This window comes from Chelativorans sp. M5D2P16 (assembly GCF_034427935.1).
In the GTDB taxonomy this organism is placed as follows: domain Bacteria; phylum Pseudomonadota; class Alphaproteobacteria; order Rhizobiales; family Rhizobiaceae; genus Chelativorans.
In genome coordinates this window covers 217,538-241,335 of the sequence record NZ_JAXQNM010000040.1, presented here as the reverse complement: position 1 = coordinate 241,335, position 23,798 = coordinate 217,538, and the positions used below count along the sequence as shown (strand labels likewise).

Here is a 23,798-nt window from a genome sequence, read left to right as displayed (position 1 = left end):
CACGGTCTGCCCGAGGTGTCGGCCATGAGCGCTTTCAAGCTGGTGTCGTTGCAGGAAGCAGAAGACGACCTTACGGGCGGGAACTGACGGCGCTGGACTCTGCGTCTTCGTGTGCACGGTCGAGCACGTCGCGCGACGAGGCGGCCGGCGATGGCGTTGATGCAGCCTGGGTCGTCCTCAGCCCCACCGTGAATCTGGCGCCGCCCAGCCTGCTTTCGGAAAGCGTCAGCGTACCGCCCATGTTTTCGACGATCTGACGGCTGATGGCCAGTCCCAGTCCCGTGCCGACCTGTCGCGGTATCGGCCCGCGCGAGAACTTGACGAAGATGCGCTCGCGCTCCGACTTGGGAATGCCCGGCCCGTTGTCATCCACGTGTGCTTCGTAGATGCCTTTGCGCGCCACGCTTTTGACGGTGACGAGCGGGTCGCGGGCCGTGTTGTACTTGATGGCGTTGGAGATGAGGTTGATGAACACCTGAGCGAGCTGGTCGCGATTGCCTTCGACCACCGCGCGCCGGGCGCGACCCATCCGCTTCAGCGTCACCCCTTCGGAACGGGCGAGCGCCTCGCAACTCGCCATGGCAAGGTCGAGCGCGGCGTCTGGATCGAAGGGTTCGACCTCCCATTCGACGCCGCCATTCTCCATCCGGTTCAGGTGCAGAATGCTGTCCAGGAGCCTGGTGAGCCTGATGCTCTCGTCCTGGATGATCTGCAGGAAGCGTCGCCGCCGGCCTTCGCCGAGGTCCGGGGTCGAAAGCAGGATGTCACTGAAGGAGCGGATCGAGGTCATCGGTGTCCTCAACTCGTGGCTCACCTGGCTCAGAAACTCGTCCTTCTGCACGTCGATCTCGCGAAGCTGCTGGTTGGCACGGGCAAGCTCCGCGGCGGCCTCCTCGATCTGGCGCGACTTCCGTTCGAGTTCGGCCGAATAGGCGCGGATCTGCTCCGTTTCGTCGGCCAGGCGTTTTAGTTCGTCGACGCTGATCGTCTCGCTCGTCACGACGCTGGAAACGAGGGAGCGTGCCGTCGCCGCGCCGACATTGGCCGCCAGCCGTTGCTCGACCAGAGAGATGAGCTCGTCGCTCGCTGTCGTCGCCCGGTCCGCCGGCTCCGTCAGCGCGAAAAGCTCCAGCGCCTCGGCGGGCCCGAGGATGCGATCGGCGATGCGCCGCAGATCGGCGATCCGCGCGGTACGGCGGATGATGCTCACCTCGCCCTCGGTCCGCCGGCGGAAGACATCGATGAAGAGGCGCGCCTGGTACCGCGCAAGCGGCGTTGGCTCGGACAGGATGGAGACACCGATGAACAGCGCGACGTTGAAGAACATGCTCCAGAAGACGGCGTGAACGAGCGGATCCATGCCGGCAAGGCCGAACAGCGCCTGCGGCCTGAGAAGGCCGATCTCCCACGGCCCGTGCGTGATGATCGACGCCGGCATCAGGAACGTTCCGCCGAAGCTCGGGAGGAAGAGCGTGTAGCCCCACACGAGGAAACCCGCTGCGAGCCCCGCCAGCGCCCCTCCATGAGTGGCCCTGCGCCAGTAGAGACCGCCGACGAGGCTCGGCAGGAATTGCGCCACGCCGCAAAAGGAGATGAGGCCGATGGAGGCGAGCGCGCTCCCGGTGCCGCTCAGCTTGAAATAGATGAAGCCCAGGAAGACGATGAAGACGATGCTGATGCGGCGCGCGCCAAGAATGAAGCCGCGCATGGCCTGCCCGCTCTCGGAGGGGGCGATGGAAAAGCGCAGCGCCAGCGGCATGATGATGTGGTTGGAGATCATCGTCGAAAGCGCGATGGACGATACGATCACCATGGAGGTCGCCGAGGAGAAGCCGCCCAGGAAGGCAAGCAGCGCGATGGTGTTTCGGTCGGCGCTGAGCGGAAGCGTGAGCACGAAGAGATCCGGGTTGGTGTCTTCCGGAAGCAGGTTCAGCCCGGTGACGGCGATCGGCACGACGAAAAGGCAGATGAGCAGCAGATAGAGCGGGAAAAGCCAGGAGGCGGTGCGAAGTTGTCTTTCACTTGAATTCTCCACCACCGTCACCTGGAACTGGCGCGGCAGACAGATAACGGCGGCGCCGGCGAGAAAGCAGAGCGTGAGCCATCGTGTGCCGAAGGTCGCGTCGGGATTGGTGAGGCTCACCGGCGCGTTGTCGAAGGCAGCGGCGGGTGTGTCCTGCAGGCCGAAGACGACCCACAGCCCGACAGTCAGGAGCGCGACCAGCTTGACGACGGCTTCCAGCGCAATGGCCGCGATGACGCCATGATGGCGCTCGTTCACGTCGATGTTGCGCACGCCGAACATGATGGAAAAGACGCACAGGCCGGCAGCCAGCCAGAAGGTGGTCGTGAAGTCCGGTTCGAGGTTGATCTTCGCCGCCGTCACCGCGCCGGCGGGGAATGTGATGACCTGGAAGCTGGCCGTCAGCGCCTTGAGCTGGAGCGCGATATAGGGCGCGGTCGCGATGAGCGCGATCACGGTGACGAGCGCGCCGAGCGCGGGGTCCTTGCCGAAGCGCGCCGAAATCAGATCGGCGATCGAGGTGGTGTGGTAGACGCGGCCGATGGTAACCAGCTTGCGCAGGAAGACCCACCAGCCGACGAAGACGATCGTCGGGCCGAGATATATGGTGGCGAACTCGAATCCGCTGCGTGCCGCCGAACCGACGGCGCCGAAGAACGTCCAGGACGTGCAGTAGATCGAGATCGACAGCGTGTAGACGAGGGGCGAGGAGAGCCAGCCGCCGGGATCCCTGCGCGCGCGCCGGTCGCCGGCGAAGGCCACCGCGAACAGGATGGCGACATAGCCGAGGCAAACCAGGATGACGACGTCGGTGGGAAGCATCAGCGCCTCTTACCGTCGGATGGGCGGCGCGGCTCGTCCCCGGGCGCTTCGCCCTCGGCCAGGCGCCGCGACAAAAGGAAGGCTGCGAACACCACCGCAGTCCAGACCCCGAAGAGGTAGACGACGATCAGCGGCATGCCGGCGATTGTGACCGGAGCGGTGAAGATAAGCACGATGGGCGGCGCCAGGAGAACGGCCGCCAGGAAGGGCAGCACCTTAGCCGCGTCCCGCGCGCCACGTCCGCCTGTTTCGATCTCGTTCATTTCACATTCCGGTCAGCTTCCTCACCTGCGCCACCACCTCGGCATTGGAAAAGGGTTTCGTGATGTAGGCGCTGGCACCGCTCGATATGGCCATGTCGCGGTCGCTCGATTGGCCCTTCGCCGTCAGCACGACGACCGGAAGCGCGGCAAGCCCCGGTTCCTCGCGCACCGCCCTCAGAACGTCGAAGCCGTCCATGCCAGGCAGCATGATGTCGAGAATGACCGCGGCAAAGGGCTCGCGCCGCAGCCTTTCGAGCGCAGCGGCCCCGTTCGAGACGACATCGACCGCGAATCGCGCCCGTTCGAGGATGAAACGTAGCGATTCAACGATGTTCGGCTCGTCCTCGATTATTAGAATACGTTGCGAAGACAGACCCGATCCTCCCATGGCTCCTCCCGCCGCAGTATATGACCCACGCTCACGTGAACATAGTCCCTTCCTGCATGCTTATCTCTCACGCGATCAGCGGCGCCTCCTGGCGGTGGGTGCAGTTCGTGCGTGGGCACAGCCGACACACCGTCCCCACGGGAATGGTGGCGCGCGCCCGGTCGAGGCCGTCTCCATAGACGACGTTCTCGGCCTCGTGTGCCGGGCAGGCGAGCATGATCGACAGCAGCTTGCGCGGATGTCCCACGTTTGCCGACTGCTTCTCCACCGCGCGCGCGAAGAAGAGAAAACCGTCGCCGGAAGGCAGTTCGCCGAAGCAGCGCGCCGTCGGGCCGGGCGTCTGGAAGGCGCCGTAGACGGGCCACATCGGACAGGCGGTGCCGTAGCGCGGCAACGGAAGTCCCGGCAGCGGCAGGCGCTTGGTCACATATCCGGAGGCGTCCGAGCGCATATAGGCAAAACGGACTCCGGCGGCACCCGGCCGGCGCAGCGTGGCAAGGCGATGGGCCGCCTGCTCGTAGGACACCCGGAAGCGGCGGGAGAGCTGATCGAGATCGTAGCGGCACGCTTCGGCCGCTTCCAGGAAACGTTCGTAGGGCATGAGGAAAGCGCCGGCCACATAGCTGATGAGTGCGGCGCGCGCAAGCGCGCGGGCTTCCTCGGTCGGAAGCGCGGGGTGGGCATTGACGATCGTGTTGACCGCCTCTTCCGCCACGCGGCCGGCGAGCACCCGCGTGGCGGCAAAGCGGGCGCTTTCAGCCCTGGCGGGAACCGAAGCCGTATCGTCCGCTTCAGGGGGTATTTCCAGGGCGAGAGCCTCCCGCCGGTACTCGTCGGCCAACGTCTCCAGTTCCGGAAAATAGTTGTCCGACTGGAAGATGAAGGCGTCGACGTGCTCCATCGACGTGGCCGAGCGCACGCGCATGGTGGAATTGTCGAAGAAGTCGAGCAGGGCGCGCGCCGTCTGCGTGAGACGCGCTCCGTCGGCAGCGATGATCGCCAGGAAGCGCTCGCGGTCGGCCGGGGCGAGATCGTCCGCGCTACCGAGGATTTCCGCCGCCGAGCTGACGGAAGTGACGCTTGTCAGCATCCGGTGCACGCTTTCGCCGAGGAACGGATCGTGGTTGAGCCGGTCGGCCAGTGCCAGCACGGCCTCACTCTGGTCGTTGAACGCCCGGTAGAGGCCGAGGATCAACTCCGCCCATTCCGGGTGCCGGCCGACGAGATCCTCCGTGGCGCGGGCGCGCGGTCCCTCGCCGCCGATGCGCGGATCGGTGGCGAGTTCCTCCAGCGATTCGACCAGGCGGCGTTCGGCGAGCCCGTCGAGTTCCGATGGCGATACCCCCAGTTCCGCGCCCAACTTGACGAGCAGCATGCCGGCGGCGGAGCGCTTGTTGCTTTCGATGAGATTGAGATAGGAGGCCGAGATGCCGACGCGATCCGCGAGCGCGCTCTGGGTCAGGCCTGCTTTCCTGCGGAAGGAGCGGATCTTGAGCCCGGTCAGGTTGCGCGCCACGAGCTTTCCTCCTCCTCATGACCTGTAAATACCTTACACAGAATCCTATCGCAATAGGAATATATTTACAAAAATATCCTTTCATACCAATTACTTATTGAAAAGTTGACGGATACGGCGATAACTTGCGCGAGGTGGCGCGCATCCTGCCGGATGTTGCGTTCAACCAGCCAAGGGAGGAATTGATGACATTTGAGAGGATCACCCGGCGTGTCTTCCTGCGAGGCAGCGCGGTGGCGGGCGCCGGTCTGGCGATGCCGACCATCTTCACCAGCGCCTCGCGGGCGCAGGACTTCTGCAACGCCCCGACAGGCGCGAATCTCGTGCTCGGCTTCAACGTTCCGCAGACCGGCCCCTACGCGGACGAAGGCGCCGACGAACTTCGCGCCCTCAAGCTTGCCGTCCAGCATCTGAACGGCGAGGGTGACGGCGGCATGCTGAACACCTTCAAGGGGACGGCGCTTAAGGGCGACGGCGTCCTGGGCAAGAAGGTGACCTTCGTCACCGGCGACACGCAGACCAAGTCCGATGCTGCGCGTGCCTCGGCCAAGCGCATGATCGAGAAGGACGGCGCGCTGATGATCACCGGCGGCTCGTCCTCCGGCGTCGCCGTCGCCGTGCAGTCGCTGTGCCAGGAATCTGGCATCATTTTCATGGCCGGCCTGACGCATTCCAACGACACCACCGGCAAGGACAAGAAGCGCAACGGCTTCCGTCACTTCTTCAATGCCTACATGTCCGGCCAGGCACTCGGGCCGGTGCTGGCCGAGGCCTACGGCAAGGACCGCAAGGCCTATCATCTGACCGCCGACTATACCTGGGGCTGGACCCAGGAGGAATCGATCAAGAATGCCACCGAGGCCCTCGGCTGGGAAACGGTGCAGGCCGTGCGCACGCCGCTCGGCGCCGGCGACTTCTCGCAGTACATCACGCCGGTCCTCAATTCGGGCGCCGATGTGTTGATCCTGAATCACTACGGCAAGGACATGATCAACTCGCTGACCCAGGCCGTCCAGTTCGGGATGCGCGACAAGCAGGTCAACGGCAAGGATTTCCAGATCGTCGTGCCGCTGTTCTCCGAATTGATGGCGCAGGGCGCCGGCGATGCGATCAAGGGCATCTACGGCACCGCCAACTGGGACTGGAAGCTGGAGAACGAAGGCACCAAGGCCTTCACCAAGTCCTTCGGGCAGGAGTACGGCCAGCCGCCGTCACAGGCGGCGCAGACCTGCTACGTGCAGACACTGCTCTACGCCAACGCCTGCGAAGCTGCCGGCACGTTCAATCCCGAGGGCGTGGTGGAAGCGCTCCAGGATCTCGAGTTCGACGGGCTGGGCAACGGCCCGACGCTCTATCGCGGCGCCGACCACCAGTGTTTCAAGCCGGTGCTCGTGGTGCAGGGCAAGGAGGATCCCAAGGACAAGTACGACCTGCTGCAGGTCGTCAGGGAAGTGCCGACGGAACAGGTAATGTACGACCCGTCCATCTTCGGCGGCGAGCTCGGCCCCGTCAGCAACAAGTGCTGACGATCTCCGGGGGGAAGAAGGCCGGGCGGCGCAGTTTCGCCCGGCCTTTACGCTCTCTTCGTCGCGGCGGGTGGCAAGGGTAAACTGAATGGACGCGTTCCTTCTGCAACTGCTCAACGGACTGGACAAGGGCGGAGCCTACGCGCTGATCGCGCTGGGTCTGACGCTCGTCTTCGGCACGCTCGGAGTCGTCAATTTCGCGCACGGCGCGCTGTTCATGCTCGGCGCCTTCGTCGCCGTTCTCGTCAACCGGCTTCTGAGGCTGGAGACGGTGACGGTCGACCCCGACCAACTCACCCCCTGGGGCTCCCCGATGGAAATCCGCACGCCCCTGGTGCAGGCGTGGCTCGGCGACTTCGGGGCGTTCCTGCTGCAGTATTCGGTCCCCCTTTCGCTCCTCGTCGCCGTTCCCGTGATGCTGCTCTTCGGCGTGGCAATGGAGCGCGGGCTGATCCGCTTCTTCTACCGCCGCCCGCATGCCGAGCAGATTCTGGTCACCTTCGGTCTCGCCATCGTGCTGCAGGAGGTGATCAAGGCCTTCTTCGGCGCCAATCCGATCCCCGTGAGCGCCCCCGGCGCCTTCTCGGGCAGTGCCGATGTCGGGGCCTGGCTGGGGCTCGGAGCCGGCGTCTATTATCCTTGGTGGCGGTTGGTCTATCTCGCCTTCTCCATTCTGATGGTGTTCTTGGTGATCGCCTTCCTCCAGTTCACCACATGGGGAATGGTGGTGCGTGCCGGTATGCAGGACCGCCAGACGGTCGGGTTCCTGGGCATCAACATCCAGCGCCGCTTCACCGTCGTCTTCGGCATCGCCGCCGCGGTCGCCGGCATGGCGGGTGCCATGTACACGCCCATCGTGCCGCCCGACTATCATCTTGGCATGGATTTCCTGGTGCTTTCCTTTGTGGTCGTGGTGGTCGGCGGCATGGGCTCGGTGGCTGGTGCGGTGCTCGCGGGTTTCCTGCTCGGCATCCTGCAAAGCTTCGCCTCGATGAACGAGGTGAAAGACCTGCTGCCGGGCATCGACCAAGTGGTGATTTATCTCGTGGCGGTGGTGATCCTTCTCGTGCGGCCGAGAGGCCTCATGGGCCGTCGCGGAGTGATGGAAGACTGACATGCAGATGACGACGCTCCGCCAGGAAGTTCTGTTCATGACCGCGTTCACCATCGCGGTGCTCACCATGCCGGTCTGGCTCGATCCGGTGGGCGCGAACTATCCCGATCTCCTGCAGAAATTCGCGATCTACGGGATCTTCGCCATCGGCTTCAACATCCTGTTCGGTCTCACCGGCTATCTGTCCTTCGGCCATGCCGCCTTTCTCGGCGTTGGCTCCTATGCGGCGGTCTGGTCGTTCAAGCTGCTCACCATGAACGTCGTGCCGGCCGTGATATTCGCCGTCATCCTGTCCGGCCTCTTCGCCGCCGTGATCGGCTATGTCAGCCTGCGACGCTCCGGCATCTATTTCTCCATTCTCACGCTCGCCTTCGCGCAGATGTCCTATAACCTCGCCTATTCGGTCCTCACGCCGGTCACCAATGGCGAGACGGGCCTGCAACTCGCACTCGGCGACCCGCGGATCCTCGACCGCCTGTCCGGCGTCGCCGCCGCGCCGGGGATTCCGTTTCCGAGCTTCTTCGGCATAGACATGGACGGCTATGCCGGCTTCTATTTCTGCGCCGTGCTCCTCATCATCTGCTTCTTCCTCGCCATGCGCATCGCCCACTCGCCCTTCGGCATGAGCCTGCGCGCCATCAAGTCGAACCAGAGCCGCATGGGATACACCGGCTTCAACACGCGCCCCTACACGCTCGCTGCCTTCGTCGTCTCGGGCATGTATGCGGGCCTTGCCGGAGCGCTGCTGGCCGTGACCGACCCGCTCGCGGGGGCGGAGCGCATGCAGTGGGCCGCCTCGGGCGAGGTCGTGCTGATGACCATCCTGGGTGGCGCCGGCACGCTGGTCGGACCCGTCATCGGTGCGGGGGTGATCAAGTATTTCGAAAACATCTTCTCGGCCTATCACGAGGCGCGGCTGCACGCGGTCTACTCCTTCATGCCTGACGGGCTGCAGGACTTCTTCGTCACCATCACCGCCCCGTTCGTCGGCGAGGGATGGCTGCTTACGCTCGGTGTCATCTTCATGCTCATCGTCACCTTCCTGCCGGGAGGGCTGATGGAAGGCGCGCGCCGAATCCGCGCACTCTTCACCCGGCGCAAGAAGACCGCCGCCGAGCCGACCAAACTTGCAACGGCGAAGTAGGAGGCTCAGATGCAAAACGCGGTTCTCCACATTGCCGACGTCAACAAGAATTTCGGCGGCCTGCGCGCGCTTTCGAACATCGACCTGCAGGTGATGGAGGGCATGACGCATGCCATCATCGGGCCGAACGGGGCCGGAAAGTCGACGCTGCTGAACGTCTGCATCGGGCGGCTCGCGCCCGACAGCGGCGCTGTCGTCTTCGACGGCGAGGTGATCACCGGGAAGCGCCCGTACGAGATCAACCAGCTCGGCGTGGCGCGCGTGTTCCAGACGCCGGAGATCTTCCCCGACCTGTCGCTCCTCCAGAACGTCATGATCCCGGCTTTCGCCAGGCGCGACGGCGCCTTCAGCCTGAACGCTTGGCAGGTTGCCGCCCGCCAGGGCGAGCTGATCGAGGAGGCGGAGCACTGGCTGGAGGATGTCGGCCTGGTCGAGCAGAAGGACCGACTGGCGGCGAACCTGTCGCGGGGCGACAAAAGACGGCTGGAGCTTGCCATGGGGCTTGTCCAAAAGCCGCGCCTGCTCCTGCTCGACGAACCGACTGCCGGTATGTCGCGGCACGACACCAACGCCACGATCGACCTGCTTCAGAAAATCAAGAAGCGCGGAATGACCAAGGTCATCATCGAGCACGACATGCATGTGGTCTTCTCGCTGGCGGATCGGGTGACCGTGCTGGCGCAGGGTGCCGTCATCGCCGACGGCAAGCCGGACGAGGTGCGCGGCAATCCGCTCGTTCAGGAAGCCTATCTCGGAGGATCCCACTGATGGACGCCATGACGAACGCCGAGGCCCGGACGGCCGTCAGGTCATCGCCCTTCTTCAGCGTGTGCGACATTCATTCCTATTACGGTGAGAGCTACATTGTGCAGGGCGTGAGCTTCGACATCGAAGAAGGCGATATCGTCGCGCTCCTGGGCCGCAACGGCGCGGGCAAGACCTCGACCCTGCGCACACTCGCCCGCGCTTCCGACCCGGAGCTTAAACGCGGCGAGATCTGGCTGCGGGACGAGCCGGTGCACAAATACCGCGACTACCAGGCCGCTGCTGCCGGCATCCAGATCGTCCAGGAGGACCGGCGCATCATCCCTGGCCTGACGGTGGAGGAAAACCTGCAGCTTGCCCAGATCGCGAAGCCGAAGGGCTGGCCCATCGAGAAGATCTACGACCATTTCCCGCGCCTGGCGGAGCGGCGCCATCAGGAAGGCGTCACCCTGTCGGGCGGCGAGCAGCAGATGCTGGCCGTCGCCAGGGCGCTTGCACGCGAAGTCAAGCTGCTGCTGCTGGACGAGCCCTATGAGGGACTGGCGCCCGTGATCGTGCGCGAGATCGAAGGCATCGTCCGCCAGATCAAGGAACTCGGCATCACCACGATCATCGTCGAGCAGAACGCGATTGCCGCGCTGGAGCTTGCAGACCGCGCCCTGATCCTCGACATGGGCCAGATCGTCTTCGAAGGACCGGCATCCGCGGTCCTGGAGGACCCCGAGTTGCGCAACGAATATCTGGCGATCTGAGTAGGCGGTTCGGACCGTCAGCGGCCGCTGACTCCGTACCGCTCTGAAGGAAGCGGTTTACCCGACACGCCCACATGCGGCTCACGATGGCGTTCCATTTGTTGCGCCGGTCCTCCGCGTTACCGCCAGCGTGCCGCCCGGGCGGACGGCAGCGAAACCAAAGGCCGCGTCTATCCCCATTCCGGCGAACCGATTGCCAGGGCCGCTGCACGACGGCCAGCCGGGGAATGTGTACGAATGGTGGGTGTGGTCGATTGGCCACAGTCTGCGGATAGGCTTTGCCGAACGATTGCAAACAGCAAAGTGGATGCTGAAATAGGGAGCGTATTTCAGCGGCGAGGTCTCATGCCTCCTTGATGGAAAATCGCAGCGACTATGCACCGTAAGCGACCGTTCCGGCTGTATACCCGGGACGCCGCCCTTCCTCAGAATACAAGATCAACACCCGCGCGTGACCGGCGGTGGCAGATCCGGATCGATCCGGCGCATCTCGTTCCGGGTCCCCGACGATCATCCGCCGGATCTGCGTCCAGCAGCTAAGGAGCAGCGCGTTGCAGACAACGGTACTGAAAAGCTTTCTGGTTGTTGTCGAAGAGGAAAGTTTCTCGGCTGCTGCGAAACGCCTCGGAATCTCGAAAAGCGTTTGCAGCAAATATATCTCCGGCCTCGAGGCGGAACTGGGCGTCCGTCTGCTCACACGCTCGACCCGCTCGGTCAGGCCGACGGCGCTTGGTCGCCAATATTTCGAGAAGGTCAGGACCATCCTCGCCGAGCTGGAGGCGGCCAACGATTCCGTACGCGACCAGTCGGGCAAGGTGGGCGGCCAACTGAAGATCGGCACTCCGATCACCTACACCCTGTGCACTCTCCGGCCGCTCGTTCTTCGCTTCATGAAGGAGTACCCCGACGTGCGCCTCGAACTGGTGCTCGACGATCGTCACCATGACCTGATCGGCCAGGGCTTTGACGCCGCGATCAGCATTGGTGAACTCGACAATTCCAGCCTCATCGCCAGGCGTCTGCATGGTTCGCGCCTGCAGGTGGTGGCGTCTCCGGATTATCTCGCCGCTCGCGGTGTGCCGGAGCATCCCCGCGACCTGGCGCGTCATCGTAGCCTCTACTACACGAACGTATCCGGCGCGGAGACCTGGACCTTTCATGCCGGCAGCGGGGTCATCCACCAGAAGATCGCGCCGGTCTTCAGTTCCAACAATGGTGATATGATCCGCTCGGCGGCGCTCGACGGGCTTGGCGTGTCCAGCCTGCCGGAGTTTCTTGTTGCCGACGATCTGCGTGAAGGCCGCCTTGTCCGGTTGCTTGCGGGTTACGAACAGCCGGAGCTGCCGATCAGTCTCGTCTATCCGTCGCGGAAGCTTGCTACGGCCGCGCTGAACGCCTTCCTTGAAACGATCCAGCGTTCCTACGGCAGACAGGCCGCTTAGCGCGCGCTCGCCCGTCTTCGGTGGATTGCCGCCACAGGCGGTATCGGAAAGGAAATCCAAGCAAAGCAGCGTTTTCAGAACAAAGGGTGAGAACAATTATAGTTATATAGAAAAACGTTTGTCCTCAATTCAAGAACAAAGAGTTCGTGAAAATTATTATTATCTGCCCGGACGGTGATACATAGATTAAGGTCACTGAGGCGTCTCTATGAAAGTAAAAGAGTGGCGTCCAGGTGCAATTGTTAACACATAGGAGATTAAGGGATGAAGACGATTATCTCTGCCCTTGCATTCGCCGCCGTTGCAACCTCGGCCTTCGCTATCGAGCCCGTCCCTGGCAGCATCACTTATGATGGCCAGCCGCATGTCAAACTCGAGCGGGTCCCCGTCGGCTCGACATTCCGGCATCAATTCCACGACAACGGAAGGGTTTACGAGGAAATCTACATGGTGGATGCCGATCGTAATCTCGAGCTGATCAGCCGCAAGATGGGCAGCGAGCAGCGCTAGTTCGCCGGCCCGAGAACCGAAATCGGTGTTCAAAGCGTGATGCGCGGATTCAGGAACTGACAATATCCTTATGCATCCGCGCATGGCGCTGTACGGTACGAGAGGCGCGGCCCTGAAGGGCCGCGCCTTTTTTGGTGATCCAGGGGGCGTTCTCGCTCTACTTGCCGGCGATCACCTGTAAACGGTCATCGCCGGGCTGACGTCGACCGGCGCGGCCGGTCTCCTCCCAGCCGTTTGGCAGAGATTTCCGACTGCGGCCGCCTCCATATTGCCGTGGCGGGCAGTCCATGGCCCTCTTGAAGGTTGTGCTGTAGGCGCTTTCGGACATCAGGCGATGTTCCAAGGCATCGGAAAAATTCGCGCATGCGTGTCGGGATATCCTGGACTCGCTCGTCCTTTTGATGACGACATTCAAGGCGTTGCTCGCGACCGGCTTCGGCAGCGACGCATAACGGAAGAGGAGAAACACGATGTTCCGCACCGCCCTCGTTGTTGCCGCCGTACTGGTTGCCGGCCTCACCATCGCCCGATCCGAACCGGTGAGCAACCGCGTCGAGGTGAACGGCATGCAGATGTATTACGAGGTTTCGGGAAGGGGGGATCCGCTGATCGTGCTGCACGGCGCCTATATGAACATTCCCTCGATGGGTGAGATCATCCCGATGCTCGCCGAAAGCCACGAGGTCTATGCGCTCGAATTGCAAGGCCACGGCCGCACCACCGATATCGACCGGCCCATCACCTACCAGAATCTCGCCGACGACGTGGCGGTTTTCATGGATGCGATAGGCATCGATAAAGCCGATGTGTTCGGCTACTCGATGGGGGCGGCCGCCGGCCTTCAACTCGCCATCCGGCATCCGGAGAAGGTGAACAAGCTCGCCGCGGCATCCGTCGCCTACGATGCGGAAGGCTGGCAACCCGCATTGAAGGCGTTTATTCCGCAAATGACGGTGGAGATGTTCCTCGACATGCACTTCGCCGATCAATATCGCGAACTCGCGCCCGATCCCGACGGCTTCCCCGTTCTGGTCGAGAAGCTGATCGCGCTCGAGCACGAGCCGATGGCCTGGGAGGAGGACGTGAAGGCGCTGAAGACTCCCGTGCTGATCATCACCGGCGACGCCGATATCGCGACGCTGGAGCACTCGGTGTCGATGTTCCGGCTGCTCGGCGGCGGTGTCATGGGCGACATGGGTGAACCGCTTCCCGAATCGCGGCTGGCCGTCATGCCGGCGACCGCGCACACAGCCGTCATCAGGCAGCCCGCGCTGCTGCATGCCTTTGTCGAACCGTTCCTGAACGGTGAAACGCCGAAAGGGATGTTCGAGTAGAGCGAAGATGTCACCATGGCCGTCGAACAGCGGCAACAGGTACCCGGAGGCAAGAGGCTGATGCAGATAATCGTCACGATCCTACTGTGGTTCTCGGCAATCGGCTGCGGCCTCCTCGCCGGGCTCTATTTCGCCTTCTCCACATTCATCATGGCGGCACTCGCGCGCATCGACCAGGCGCACGGCATTGCGGCCATGAATTCGATCAATGCGACGATCCTCGGCTCGCTTTTCATGCCGCTCTTCTTCGGGACGACGCTCACCGGCGCTGCTCTGGCGACCCTAGCCCTGTTCCGCTGGGGCGAGCCGGGTGCGGCTGTCATGCTGGCCGGCGGACTGGTCTACGTGATCGGAATGTTCCTGGTCACCGTCATCTACAACGTGCCCCTCAACAATGAGTTGGCGCGCACCGGCGCGGCCGAGGTCTGGTCGCGCTATCTGAAGGACTGGACCTTCTGGAACCATGTGCGGACCGTTACCTCGGCAGCGGCGATGGCGCTCTTCATTGCCGCTATCGCCCTTCGCCGGGGTTTGGCCTGATTGCCTTCCGGACACGTGCAGCAAGTCGACGCAAACCGAAGGAGACCCGCAATGCCCAAGATGCTCTTCCTGAACCTGCCGGTGAAGGATCTTGCCGCCGCAACCCGCTTCTACGAGGCGATCGGTTGCACGAAGAACGAACAGTTCAGTGACCATCAGTCTGCCTCGATGGTCTGGTCGGACACCATCATTTTTCAACTGCTGACCCACGACTACTTCGCCACTTTCACGCCCAAGCCGATCGCCGATTCGAAGGCGACGAGCGGAATGCTGATCGCGCTCTCCCGCGACAGCCGCGAGGAAGTGGACGCCATCGCCGAAGCGGCCGCGGCCGCCGGCGGCAGGGCCGATGTCCAGGAGCGGCAGGACATGGGCTTCATGTATGTCCGCACCTTCGAGGATCCCGACGGCCATGTGTTCGAGCCGATGTGGATGGATCCGGCGGCCGTGTCCGGCACCTAACTTGGTTGCCGGTCCGGATCGACAGGTAAGCCGCCGGATTTACGCGGGGGCGACACGCCATGAGCGAGAGATGCGGCGCGCAAGCGCCGCGATCAAAATGATTGCTCAGCTCGAGCGGCTCAGGGCGTGAACGCCCGGTCGCCCTCCACGTCCTTGATGCGGGTCGGCAGGCCGATCCTGTTCAGCAGGCCAAGGAACGGCTTCGGCGGCAGTTCTTCGACGTTCGCCATCCTCTTCACGTCCCACTCGCCGGTGGCGATCAGCATGGCGGCGGCGACTGGCGGCACCCCGGCCGTGTAGGAGATGCCCTGGCTGCCCACTTCGTTGTAGGCTTGCCTGTGGTCGGCGACGTTGTAGATGAAGACCTCGTGTTCCTTGCCGTCCTTCATGCCCTTGACGAAATCGCCGATGCACGTCTTGCCTTCATATTCCGGCGCGAGCGAGGCCGGATCCGGCAGGCAGGCCTTGACCACCTTGAGCGGCACGACCTCCTGTCCCTCCGCCGTCTTGACCGGGTGCTCGGACAGAAGGCCGATGTTCTTCAAGACCGTGAAGACGTTGATGTAGTGGTCGCCGAAGCCCATCCAGAAGCGAACGTCCGCACCGTCCATGTTCCTTGCCAGCGAATGCACCTCGTCGTGGCCGCACAGATAGGCCTTGCGCTTGCCGACCACCGGCAGGTCGAACTCCTTGCCGATCTCGAACATCTTGTTCTCTTGCCACTCGCCGTTCTGCCAGGAGTAAACGATGCCGGTGAATTCGCGGAAGTTGATCTCTGGGTCGAAATTGGTGGCGAAGTACTTGCCGTGACTGCCGGCGTTGACGTCGACGATGTCGACATCGGTCACCTTGTCCAGATACTCGTCCTTGGCGAGGCGGGCGTAGGCGTTGACGACCCCTGGGTCGAAGCCGGCGCCGAGGATCGCAGTGACGCCCTTCTCTTCACATTCGGCGGCGCGCTTCCACTCGTAGTTCCCGTACCAGGGCGGCGACTCGCAGACCTTGTCCGGTTCCTCGTGGATGGCCGTATCGATATAGGCGGCACCGGTATCCATGCAGGCGCGCAGGACGGACATGTTGATGAAGGCCGAGCCGACATTGATGACGATCTGCGAACCGGTCTTGCGGATCAGGTCCTTGGCCGCCTCGATATCCAGCGCGTCGAGGGAATGGGCCTCGAGGACGCCCGGCTGCTTCATCGCCTCCTTCTCGTACACGCTCGCAACGATCGCATCGCATTTGGCCTTGGTGCGCGAGGCGATATGGATGTCGCCGAGAATGTCGTTGTTCTGCGCGCATTTGTGCGCGACCACCTGAGCAACGCCGCCGGCGCCGATGATGAGCACATTCTTCTTCATGTCTCGGGATATCTCCTTCCGTCCAGTGCCACGTCTTATCAGGAGAGGCTTTGTTCATAATCCGCGTAGGTGAACTCGCGGACCGTCCGAATGCTGCCGTCCAGTTCCCTGACGGCGATCGCCGGCATTTTCACGCCGTTGAACCAGTTCTTCTTGACCATCGTGTAGCCCGCCGCATCCTGGAAGGAAACGCGGTCGCCGACCTTCAACTCCCGCTCGAAATCGAACTCGCCGAAAATATCGCCTGCAAGGCAGGACTTGCCGCAGACCAGGTAGCGGTGTGGCCCCTTGTTCGGCGTCACCTTGGCGCTTTCCCGGTAGATCAGGAGATCGAGCATATGGGCTTCGATGGAGCTGTCGACGATGGCGAGGTGCTTGCCGTTGAAGAGTGTGTCGAGAACGGTGGTTTCGAGCGTCGTGGACTGCGTGATGGAGGCTTCGCCGGGCTCCAGATAGACCTGCACGTCGTATTTGTCGGCAAAAGCCTTCAGCCGGTCGCAGAAGGTCTCGAGCGGATAGTTCTCGCCTGTGAAGTGGATGCCGCCGCCGAGGCTGACCCATTCGACCCTTGAAAGAAGCGCGCCGAAGTGCTCCTCGATCCGCCCAAGGATGCGGTCGAAGAGGCTGAAATCCTCGTTCTCGCAGTGGTTGTGGATCATGAAGCCGCTGATGCGGTCCATCGCCTTTTCGATCTTCTCCACGTCCCACTCGCCGAGGCGGGAGAAAGGGCGGGCCGGATCGGCAAGATCGAAGCTCGACGAGCTGACCTGCGGGTTCAGGCGCAACCCGCGAACGATGCCGGAAGCCCTGTCAGCGAAGCGGTCGAGCTGCCCGATCGAGTTGAAGATGATCTTGTCCGCGTGACTGACGACCTCGTCGATCTCGTGATCGGCGTAGGCGACGCTGTAGGCATGCGTCTCCTTCCCGAACCGTTCGTGGCCGAGACGCACCTCGTTGAGCGACGAGGAGGTGGTGCCGTCCATGTAGTCGCGCATCAGGTCGAAGACCGACCAGGTTGCGAAGCATTTCAGCGCCAGCAGCGCCTTCGCCCCCGATCTCTCGCGCACATGGGCGATCTTCTCCATGTTTTGGAGAAGCTTTGCTTTGTCGATCAGGTAATACGGCGTTTCGATCATCTGTCCCGGACGTCTTTCTCCTCGGCGCACTGCCGGGTTTCCTAACCCAAACCACCCGCCGGCGCCACCTTTGTGAGGGCAGCTCTTTCGCAAAGCCGGGAGAACGATACGCACGCCCTAAGCAGAGAATTTTTGCTTCGGATCTTCAGCGGAACGGCAAAACTCCAGGATGCTGAGCGGAGATTCCGTGGGCGTGACCGAAACGGTGGCGAATCCACTTGAGGAGAACAGTTCGGAAAACTCCTCCGGCGTCCGCTCGCGTCCACCAAGCAGCACCAGCATGAGGATGTCTTGGGCGGACTCCCCCGGCTTCGGCTTTAAAGGATCGCGCATGATGTCCACGACGAAGAGGCGCTCGTGCCCCTTCATCACCGCGCGCGTGTTCGCCAGGATCTGTTGGACGACTTCGTCGTCGAAATCGTGAAAGACTCTGCTGAAAATATAGGCGTCACCGTTCGAAGGGGTCTTTTCGAAGAACGAGCCGTGTTCCAACGACGCACGATCGTTGGCCATCAGTTCCTTGAACAGCGGATCGAGCGTGTCGTCCGCGCGGGGCAATTCGAACAGCAGACCCTTCGTGCCGGGATTGCGAACCAGAACTTGCGCCAGGAGCGACCCGTCGCCACCGCCGACATCGACGATAGTCGTTCCTTCCGGAAAGCGCAGATGGCCCACGACGACGCCACCCATGGCCTTCGAGACGGCACGCATCTCGTCGTCGAAGCGTTTGCGCGCGGCATCGTCTTCGGCAAGCCACTCGAAGAAAGAGCGCCCATGGGCCAGTTCGAAGGCCGGTTTGTTCGTCCGCAACTGTTCGGCGAGCCGCTCCCAGGCGCGCCAGTAGAGGGGATCAAGCTCGAACGTCACCCAGGGGTGTAGCGAATGCGTGTGCCCCGGAACGAGGAAACGCGATGCCGGCAGGTTGAAGTAGCGGCCGTCCTCGTCGCGGCCGAACACCTCCTCGTTGACGAGATGGTCGAGGACGCGCGCGAGCAATTCCGGATGGGCGTTGGCCACGCGCGCCAGTTCGTCCGCCGGACGCGGACCTTGCTCCAGGAACCGGGGGATACCGAGTTCCACCACCGCGCGGATACACTGGGACGTGCGATAAGCGGCAATCTGCTTGAGGAGCTTGATAGGGGGGCTCGACTGCGGCATCGACGGGGCCGGAGCGTCAGGTGGCATGGTGCTCGTTCCTTTCGACTGAGGCCAAGAAAAAAGGGCAGTGTCAGCGAGCCGTGGTTCCCCGGTTTCAGAGAACGCAAAGGCCGAAACTGCCACGGTCACTATGCGGGCAAACATTGATACTGACAAGAAAAACTTGACTATAAAGATCATGTTTAAATCAATCAGGCACAATATGGTCCGCTGTGCCATCAGTGCTGCGCCTTTCTGCAGGCGGCCGGCTTACCCCCGCTCGATCGACACACGTGTGATGAGAAAACCGTCGAGACAACCGAAATGGACGGCGAACTCCTGTCCGCGGCACCATTCCGGGGACAGGTCTTCGGTGAGACGCAGAAGGGCCGTCCCCTCGGAGTCCCATCCCGCGAGTTCCGATGCATCGAAGCCGCAGAACCGGCGGACGATCGGATAAAGCGCCTTGAACAGGCTCTCCTTGGCAGAAAAGGCGAGGCCGACCGTGAAGGCGTCGACACGCCTGCCGAAACGCGCAAGCTCCCGTTCGGTCAATGTCTGAGGCGCGATCTCGCGCGCCTCGGTCTCCGTCAGCACCGTTTCGAGATCGACGCCGAGTGCGCGATAGCGCTCGGACCGTCCGGCAACGGCAATCGCACGGTCCCGGCTGTGCGAAATGGAGCCGAGGATGCCTTCGGGCCAGACCGGTGCCCGGTCTTCCGCTTGACCGGGGAATGAAGTCCTGCCGGACAACAGACGCAACGCCTCGCCGGCGCAGCGGCGTCCGGCGACGAATTCCGCCAGGCGGCGCGGAGCGGCGCGTGCGATACGCGGCGGGACGTCGATGTCCGAGGCATCGAGCGGTCCCATGCTGCCAGTGTTCCATGAAAAGTGCATCGCCACGCAGCGGCAGTCCGCCGGCTCGTCCAGCCATGGCCAGAGCTCTTGGAGCCGGCCAGGTGGGAAAGAGGCGTTCCGTGCGCCGGCTTCTGCGATCATGGCGCCGCAACCGCTTGAAAATCAGGCACCGAGCGTCGCCCCGCCGTCGACCACCACGTCCTGCAGCGTCACGTGGCCTGCCCGGTCGGACGCGAGGAAGAGCACCATCTCGGCGATATCGTCCGGCGTGGCGATCTTGCCGAGCGGGATACCCAGCTTGAATTGCTCCGGCAGGCCGGCAAGCAACCGCTCGCGGTCGGCTGGAGCCTTGAGCATGCCGCCGAGCATCGGCGTGTCGGTCGATCCCGGCGACACGACATTGCAGCGCACGCCGAAGGGCGCGAGTTCCAGCCCGATGCAGCGGCTCAAGCTGACCAGCGCGGCCTTCGATGCGCAGTAGGCCGTCATGCCGACGCGCGGCGCGTGGGCGGCATTGGACGCCACGTTGACGATGGCGCCGCTGCGCTGGGCCTTGAAGGTCGGAATCCACTGGCGCAGCAGATGGAAGGGACCGCCGGCGTTGACGTTTATGCAGGTCTGCCAATCCTCCGGCGTGAGCGTTTCGGCATTGCCGAGCCGGAGGATGCCCGCCGCGTTGACCATGATGTCGAGGCGGTTTTCCTCCGTCTTCAGGCGCTCGCTGACGGTCTCGACCTGAGCGGGATCGCCGATGTCGACGGCAAGCAGCCTGAACAGCGTTTTACCTGTATCCGTTTCGCGGTCGAGGCCCGTCACGTCGGCGCCTTCCTCGACGAAACGCTCGGCGATCCGGCGGCCGATGCCGCCGGCCGCCCCGGTCACCAGAACGCGTTTGCCGGCAAATTGTCGGCCTGCCATTTCCATACCTTCAGGCGGCAAGGCGCTTTTCCTCGATCAGCGTCCACCAGCCGTTGAGGGTCGGCACGCGCGCCAGTTCATCGAAGCCGACGCTAATGCCGCGCTCCTTCAGTTCGCCGGCAAGTTTCATCACCTGAAGCGAATCGAGGCCGTAGAAGATCAGATTCTCGTCCGGATCGAGTTCCGTCTCACCTTCGTCCTCGATGAGCTGCAGCACCCGCGCCTGCAACCAGTCACGGGTAGTCTCCTGCCGTGGCCCGTCCACCAGGCTTGCCGTGTCGATAACCGCGCCGCAGCGTGTCGCCACATATTGCAGGGCCATGCGGTGCTCGGCTTCCGAGAAGTCGGCGACAGCGTCCCCGACGAGGAAGGGCTGGACGTCGTTCATGAAGGCGTCGACCGCCGTCACCATGCAGCCGATATGGGCGTAGACCCCGCCGATCACGACCTGATCGCGCCCCCAGGCCTTCATCCGTTCGAGGAGATCGGAACGCTGGAATGCGCTGTAGCGCCATTTGGTCAGCACCGTGTCCTCGGCGCCGGGGGCAAGTTCGGCCACCACCCCTTGCAAGGTCGGATCGGCGACGGTGAGCCCCGGTCCCCACATGTCGTTGAGCAGCGCGCGATCGGCGGCCGGCTGATCGTGCGGCTGGGCCGTGTAGATGACCGGAACCGCGTTTTCACGAGCCCAGGCCCGCAGACTGGCGAGATTGTCGATCAGCCGCGGCAGCAGCCTCCCGTCGGCGTCGTAGTACCGCAGGAAATAGCGCTGCATGTCGTGGATGAGCAGCACGGCCTGCTCGGCCGAGGGCTGCCATTTCGTCTTGTTGGCCGGAAAGCTCTCCGGCTGCGGCATCGGATAATCGGCGATCGTCGGAATGGCCATGGGATACCTCGATCAGGTCAGAGCGGTCGCGGCGGGTCGCGCGAGCTGGTCGCGCAACGTCTTCTTGTCGATCTTGCCGACGGCGGTAAGTGGCATCTTGTCGATGAGGCGGACGCGGTCCGGCAGCTTGTATTCCGCGACCCCGAGGGCAAGCAGATGCCGCCTGAGCGCCGGTGCCTTCAGGTCCGGATTGCGCGAGACGATAAAGGCGCAGCTCTTTTCGCCGAGCAGCGTGTCCTGCATGGCGACCAATGCCGCATGCGTGACGTCGGGGTGGAGCAGGATCAGGTTCTCCACCTCCTCGGACGCGACCTTCTCGCCGCCACGGTTGATCTGATCCTTCACGCGCCCGACGACCCTCAGATAGCCCGCCGGCGTGCGCTGCACGACGTCGCCGGAATAGTAGAAGCCCTCGGCGTCGAAGACGCGGGCATTGTGCTCGGGGCTGCGGTAGTAGCCGCGGAACGTGTAGGGTCCCCGGGTTGCCAGCATGCCCGGCTCCCCGTCGGCGACTTCACGTCCGTCCTCGTCGACGATCTTCACCTCGTCGTCGGGGCTGATCGGGCGTCCTTGCGTGGTGAAGACGAGTTCGTCCGCGTCGTCGAGGCGCGTGTAGTTGACGAGCCCCTCCGCCATGCCGAAGACCTGCTGCAGCCGGCATCCGAGCGCCTCTGGCACTTGTTTTGCCAGCGAGTCGGCGAAGCTCGCGCCGCCGACCTGGACGAGCTTCAGCGAACTAAGAGCATCCCGGTGGTCCGGTGCGGCCTGCAGCCACAGCGCCACGGCGGGCGGCACCAGGGCGGCCATATCCACCGCATGGCGTTCGATCAGGGCGAAGCAGGCCAGCGGTTCCGGGTTCGGCGCCATGACGAGGCAGCCGCCGGCGTGAAAGACCCCGAGGGCGCCGGGGGAGCTGAGTGGAAAGTTGTGCCCCGCCGGCAGAGCGCAGAGAAACCGCGTCTTGGGGGTGAGGCCGCAGATCTCCGCGCTTGCCCGCACACTGTAGTCGTAGTCGTTGTGCGTGCGCGGAATGAGCTTCGGCGTGCCGGTGCTGCCGCCGGAGAGCTGAAAGAAGGCCACTTCGTCGGGTGCTGCGGGCGAAAAGTCCGGACTTTCCTCCGGCGCCGACCGCATCCAGTGGTCGAGGCTGTTGTCAGGCAACGCCTCATCGTGCAGGAGCGCGAGGGAAAGCCCCGGCGAGACCTTGCGCAACTCGGCGATAAAGCCGTCGTCGGCGAAAAGCTCGTGCCGGCGCGAGGCGATCAGGACCCGCGGCGCGATCTGCCCCGCATAGCCGGTCAGCTCCAGCTTGCGATGGCTGAAGAGCGCATTCACCGGTGCCACCCCGATCCTCAGCAGCGCGAAGAACACGATGTAGAACTCGGCGACGTTCGGCAGTTGCACGAGCGCGGTATCACCTTTGCCGAGCCCCTGGGCGGCCAGGCGTGCCGCGAGATTGGAGGAGAAGGCGTCCATCTCGGCGTAGGTGAAGCGGCGCTCGCCGCAGATCACGGCGGTCGCCTCGGGGCGCAGCCGCCGCTGCTCGGTCGGGATCCGGGTCAGCGGCTCGTCTATCCAGTAACCGCGTTCGCGGTACCGGTTGGCCAGTTCCTCCGGCCAGCGTTGGAACTCGATCGTCATGTCTCTCACCAGTTGATCGGCAGGGTTCGTGCGATGTCAGGCGGCGAGGCCGCAGGCGCTGAGCATGGTGCCGAGCTTGGTCTGCACCTCGGCCCATTCGGAGTCGGGCTCGGAAGCCTCGACGATGCCGGCGCCGGCGAAGAGGCGCACGGTGTCGCTCTTGACGATGCCGCAGCGGATCGTCACCACCCATTCGCCGTTGCCCTCCGCGTCGCACCAGCCGACCATGCCGGTAAAAAGGCCGCGTTCGAAGGGTTCGACGAAGTGGATCAGGCGCCGGGCCCGCTCTGTCGGAAAGCCACATACGGCCGGTGTCGGATGGAGCAGGCAGGCAAGCTGCAGCGCCGACGCTGACGGATCGCTCACGCGGCCCTCCAGCCTCGTGGAGAGATGCCAGAGTGCGGCCGTGTTGATGAGCGACGGCCGCTCCGGCACGTGGAGCTCTGCACAATGCGGCTCCAGGAGCCTGCGGATATCCTGGACCACGAGGCTGTGCTCGTACTGGTCCTTTTCCGATTGCACGAGACGTTCGGCATTGGCCCGATCGGCCTCGGGATCGGACATGCGCCTGGCCGATCCCGCAAGAGGGTTGGAGACGATCCGGTCGCCTTCCTTGCGCATCAAGAGTTCGGGGCTGACGCCGACGAGTTCCCCGCCATCGGGCAACGGCACGCGGAACTGGTAGCCCTCGCGGTTCTGGGCGCGCAGGCTGGCGAGCAGCCGTTCAACGTCCACACTGCCGGAGAACGTCAACTCCCGCACCACCGAAAGCACCGCCTTGCGCACGTCGCTGTGACGGAAATTGACGATCGCATGCTCGACGGCATGCTTGAAACCGTATTCGTCGGGCAGGCTGCGCTGGGCAACCAGGCCCGGCATGTCTGCGTCCACCGCTGCGCTGGCGGCCATGCGCTCGCGCCACGCGTAATGCTCCGGCACATAAAGGCAGGTGGCCTCTCCTAGGTCGAAAGGGATGGCGCCGATGACGATGGGATTGTCCTGACCGGCCCTCCGGGCCCGGGCGAAGGCACCCTCGATAGTCTGCTGGAAGCTGCTCTCGTGCTTGTTTCCGCCGAGCGCGGGAGCGGTGATTCGTTCGCGGATACCGCTGGCGCTGAGTTCGCGGTCTCCCGAGGTGAAGAGCAGATTTCCTTCGCTGCAAGGCAGCTCCGCTGCGTCTGCGTGATCGATCATGAGAGTTCCTGTTTGCATGGAACATCTCCTCCGATGGTTGACGGTGGCTAATACTTGAGTATCGTAATC

At 63.5% G+C, this 23,798-nt stretch carries 23 protein-coding genes; 10 read left to right on the top strand and 13 right to left on the bottom strand.

All coding sequences use genetic code 11. From position 1 onward, the window contains the following. Positions 1 to 70: 70 nt before the first annotated feature. From SIN08_RS21400 to SIN08_RS21385, 4 genes are all read right to left on the bottom strand, one after another. Positions 71 to 2,845 carry a sensor histidine kinase gene (locus tag SIN08_RS21400; protein ID WP_322453640.1) on the bottom strand — a complete coding sequence of 925 codons (2,775 nt, stop codon included), beginning with the start codon at positions 2,843 to 2,845 and terminating at the stop codon, positions 71 to 73. Further along, a complete protein-coding gene (locus tag SIN08_RS21395; RefSeq protein ID WP_322453639.1) occupies positions 2,845 to 3,108 on the bottom strand; it encodes a hypothetical protein in 264 nt (87 codons plus the stop codon). Before SIN08_RS21395 ends, SIN08_RS21400 begins: the two co-directional genes overlap by 1 nt. A 1-nt stretch (position 3,109) precedes the next feature. Next, on the bottom strand, positions 3,110 to 3,496 hold the full coding sequence (locus SIN08_RS21390; RefSeq protein ID WP_322453638.1) for a response regulator transcription factor: 387 nt from the start codon (positions 3,494 to 3,496) through the stop codon (positions 3,110 to 3,112). Positions 3,497 to 3,563: 67 nt separating this feature from the next. Continuing rightward, positions 3,564 to 5,012, bottom strand: a complete 1,449-nt coding sequence (locus SIN08_RS21385) for a helix-turn-helix domain-containing protein (RefSeq protein ID WP_322453637.1) — start codon at positions 5,010 to 5,012, stop codon at positions 3,564 to 3,566. A 185-nt stretch (positions 5,013 to 5,197) separates the two neighbouring features. On the opposite strand from SIN08_RS21385, the gene SIN08_RS21380 reads away from it, so the two are divergent. From SIN08_RS21380 to SIN08_RS21350, 7 genes are all read left to right on the top strand, one after another. Then, entirely contained in the window at positions 5,198 to 6,538 is a 1,341-nt protein-coding gene (locus tag SIN08_RS21380) for a substrate-binding protein (protein WP_322453636.1), read from the top strand. Positions 6,539 to 6,626: 88 nt separating this feature from the next. Further along, positions 6,627 to 7,652 (top strand): branched-chain amino acid ABC transporter permease, encoded by a 1,026-nt coding sequence (locus tag SIN08_RS21375; RefSeq protein ID WP_322453635.1) that lies wholly within the window; start codon positions 6,627 to 6,629, stop codon positions 7,650 to 7,652. A 1-nt stretch (position 7,653) separates the two neighbouring features. Further along, entirely contained in the window at positions 7,654 to 8,796 is a 1,143-nt protein-coding gene (locus SIN08_RS21370; RefSeq protein WP_416208113.1) for a branched-chain amino acid ABC transporter permease, read from the top strand. Positions 8,797 to 8,805: 9 nt separating this feature from the next. Then, complete coding sequence (locus SIN08_RS21365) at positions 8,806 to 9,564, top strand: ABC transporter ATP-binding protein (RefSeq protein WP_322453634.1); 759 nt, start codon at positions 8,806 to 8,808, stop codon at positions 9,562 to 9,564. Next, positions 9,564 to 10,313 carry an ABC transporter ATP-binding protein gene (locus SIN08_RS21360; RefSeq protein ID WP_416208112.1) on the top strand — a complete coding sequence of 250 codons (750 nt, stop codon included), beginning with the start codon at positions 9,564 to 9,566 and terminating at the stop codon, positions 10,311 to 10,313. Before SIN08_RS21365 ends, SIN08_RS21360 begins: the two co-directional genes overlap by 1 nt. Before the next feature lie 551 nt (positions 10,314 to 10,864). After that, positions 10,865 to 11,755, top strand: a complete 891-nt coding sequence (locus tag SIN08_RS21355; RefSeq protein ID WP_322453633.1) for a LysR family transcriptional regulator — start codon at positions 10,865 to 10,867, stop codon at positions 11,753 to 11,755. Between the two features lie 264 nt (positions 11,756 to 12,019). Continuing rightward, positions 12,020 to 12,265 carry a hypothetical protein gene (locus SIN08_RS21350; RefSeq protein WP_322453632.1) on the top strand — a complete coding sequence of 82 codons (246 nt, stop codon included), beginning with the start codon at positions 12,020 to 12,022 and terminating at the stop codon, positions 12,263 to 12,265. Between the two features lie 157 nt (positions 12,266 to 12,422). Here SIN08_RS21350 and SIN08_RS21345 read toward each other — a convergent pair whose 3' ends face one another. Next, positions 12,423 to 12,734, bottom strand: coding sequence for a hypothetical protein (locus SIN08_RS21345; protein WP_322453631.1), 312 nt, complete (start codon positions 12,732 to 12,734; stop codon positions 12,423 to 12,425). Position 12,735: 1 nt separating this feature from the next. On the opposite strand from SIN08_RS21345, the gene SIN08_RS21340 reads away from it, so the two are divergent. Genes SIN08_RS21340 through SIN08_RS21330 form a run of 3 tightly spaced genes read left to right on the top strand, consistent with a single transcriptional unit; the run spans position 12,736 to position 14,601 of the window. After that, the gene (locus SIN08_RS21340; RefSeq protein WP_322453630.1) at positions 12,736 to 13,599 is read left to right on the top strand and encodes an alpha/beta hydrolase; all 864 of its coding nucleotides are present in this window, start codon (positions 12,736 to 12,738) and stop codon (positions 13,597 to 13,599) included. Between the two features lie 60 nt (positions 13,600 to 13,659). After that, complete coding sequence (locus SIN08_RS21335) at positions 13,660 to 14,139, top strand: DUF1772 domain-containing protein (RefSeq protein WP_322453629.1); 480 nt, start codon at positions 13,660 to 13,662, stop codon at positions 14,137 to 14,139. A 51-nt stretch (positions 14,140 to 14,190) separates the two neighbouring features. Then, on the top strand, positions 14,191 to 14,601 hold the full coding sequence (locus tag SIN08_RS21330) for a VOC family protein (RefSeq protein WP_322453628.1): 411 nt from the start codon (positions 14,191 to 14,193) through the stop codon (positions 14,599 to 14,601). A 119-nt stretch (positions 14,602 to 14,720) separates the two neighbouring features. On the opposite strand, the gene SIN08_RS21325 is transcribed toward SIN08_RS21330, so the two are convergent. The 8 genes from SIN08_RS21325 to SIN08_RS21290 form a co-directional block, all read right to left on the bottom strand. Further along, complete coding sequence (locus tag SIN08_RS21325) at positions 14,721 to 15,959, bottom strand: saccharopine dehydrogenase family protein (protein WP_322453627.1); 1,239 nt, start codon at positions 15,957 to 15,959, stop codon at positions 14,721 to 14,723. A gap of 38 nt (positions 15,960 to 15,997) precedes the next feature. Continuing rightward, entirely contained in the window at positions 15,998 to 17,095 is a 1,098-nt protein-coding gene (gene nspC, locus SIN08_RS21320) for a carboxynorspermidine decarboxylase (RefSeq protein WP_322453626.1), read from the bottom strand. Between the two features lie 117 nt (positions 17,096 to 17,212). Further along, the gene (locus SIN08_RS21315) at positions 17,213 to 18,472 is read right to left on the bottom strand and encodes a methyltransferase (RefSeq protein ID WP_322453625.1); all 1,260 of its coding nucleotides are present in this window, start codon (positions 18,470 to 18,472) and stop codon (positions 17,213 to 17,215) included. A gap of 30 nt (positions 18,473 to 18,502) precedes the next feature. Then, entirely contained in the window at positions 18,503 to 19,102 is a 600-nt protein-coding gene (locus tag SIN08_RS21310; protein WP_322453624.1) for a 4'-phosphopantetheinyl transferase family protein, read from the bottom strand. A 150-nt stretch (positions 19,103 to 19,252) separates the two neighbouring features. Continuing rightward, complete coding sequence (dhbA, locus tag SIN08_RS21305; RefSeq protein ID WP_322453623.1) at positions 19,253 to 20,008, bottom strand: 2,3-dihydro-2,3-dihydroxybenzoate dehydrogenase; 756 nt, start codon at positions 20,006 to 20,008, stop codon at positions 19,253 to 19,255. Positions 20,009 to 20,018: 10 nt separating this feature from the next. Then, the gene (locus tag SIN08_RS21300) at positions 20,019 to 20,894 is read right to left on the bottom strand and encodes an isochorismatase family protein (RefSeq protein WP_322453622.1); all 876 of its coding nucleotides are present in this window, start codon (positions 20,892 to 20,894) and stop codon (positions 20,019 to 20,021) included. 12 nt (positions 20,895 to 20,906) lie between these two features. Beyond that, positions 20,907 to 22,535, bottom strand: coding sequence for a (2,3-dihydroxybenzoyl)adenylate synthase (locus SIN08_RS21295; protein ID WP_322453621.1), 1,629 nt, complete (start codon positions 22,533 to 22,535; stop codon positions 20,907 to 20,909). 36 nt (positions 22,536 to 22,571) lie between these two features. Beyond that, the gene (locus tag SIN08_RS21290; RefSeq protein ID WP_416208111.1) at positions 22,572 to 23,747 is read right to left on the bottom strand and encodes an isochorismate synthase; all 1,176 of its coding nucleotides are present in this window, start codon (positions 23,745 to 23,747) and stop codon (positions 22,572 to 22,574) included. Positions 23,748 to 23,798 lie beyond the last annotated feature (51 nt).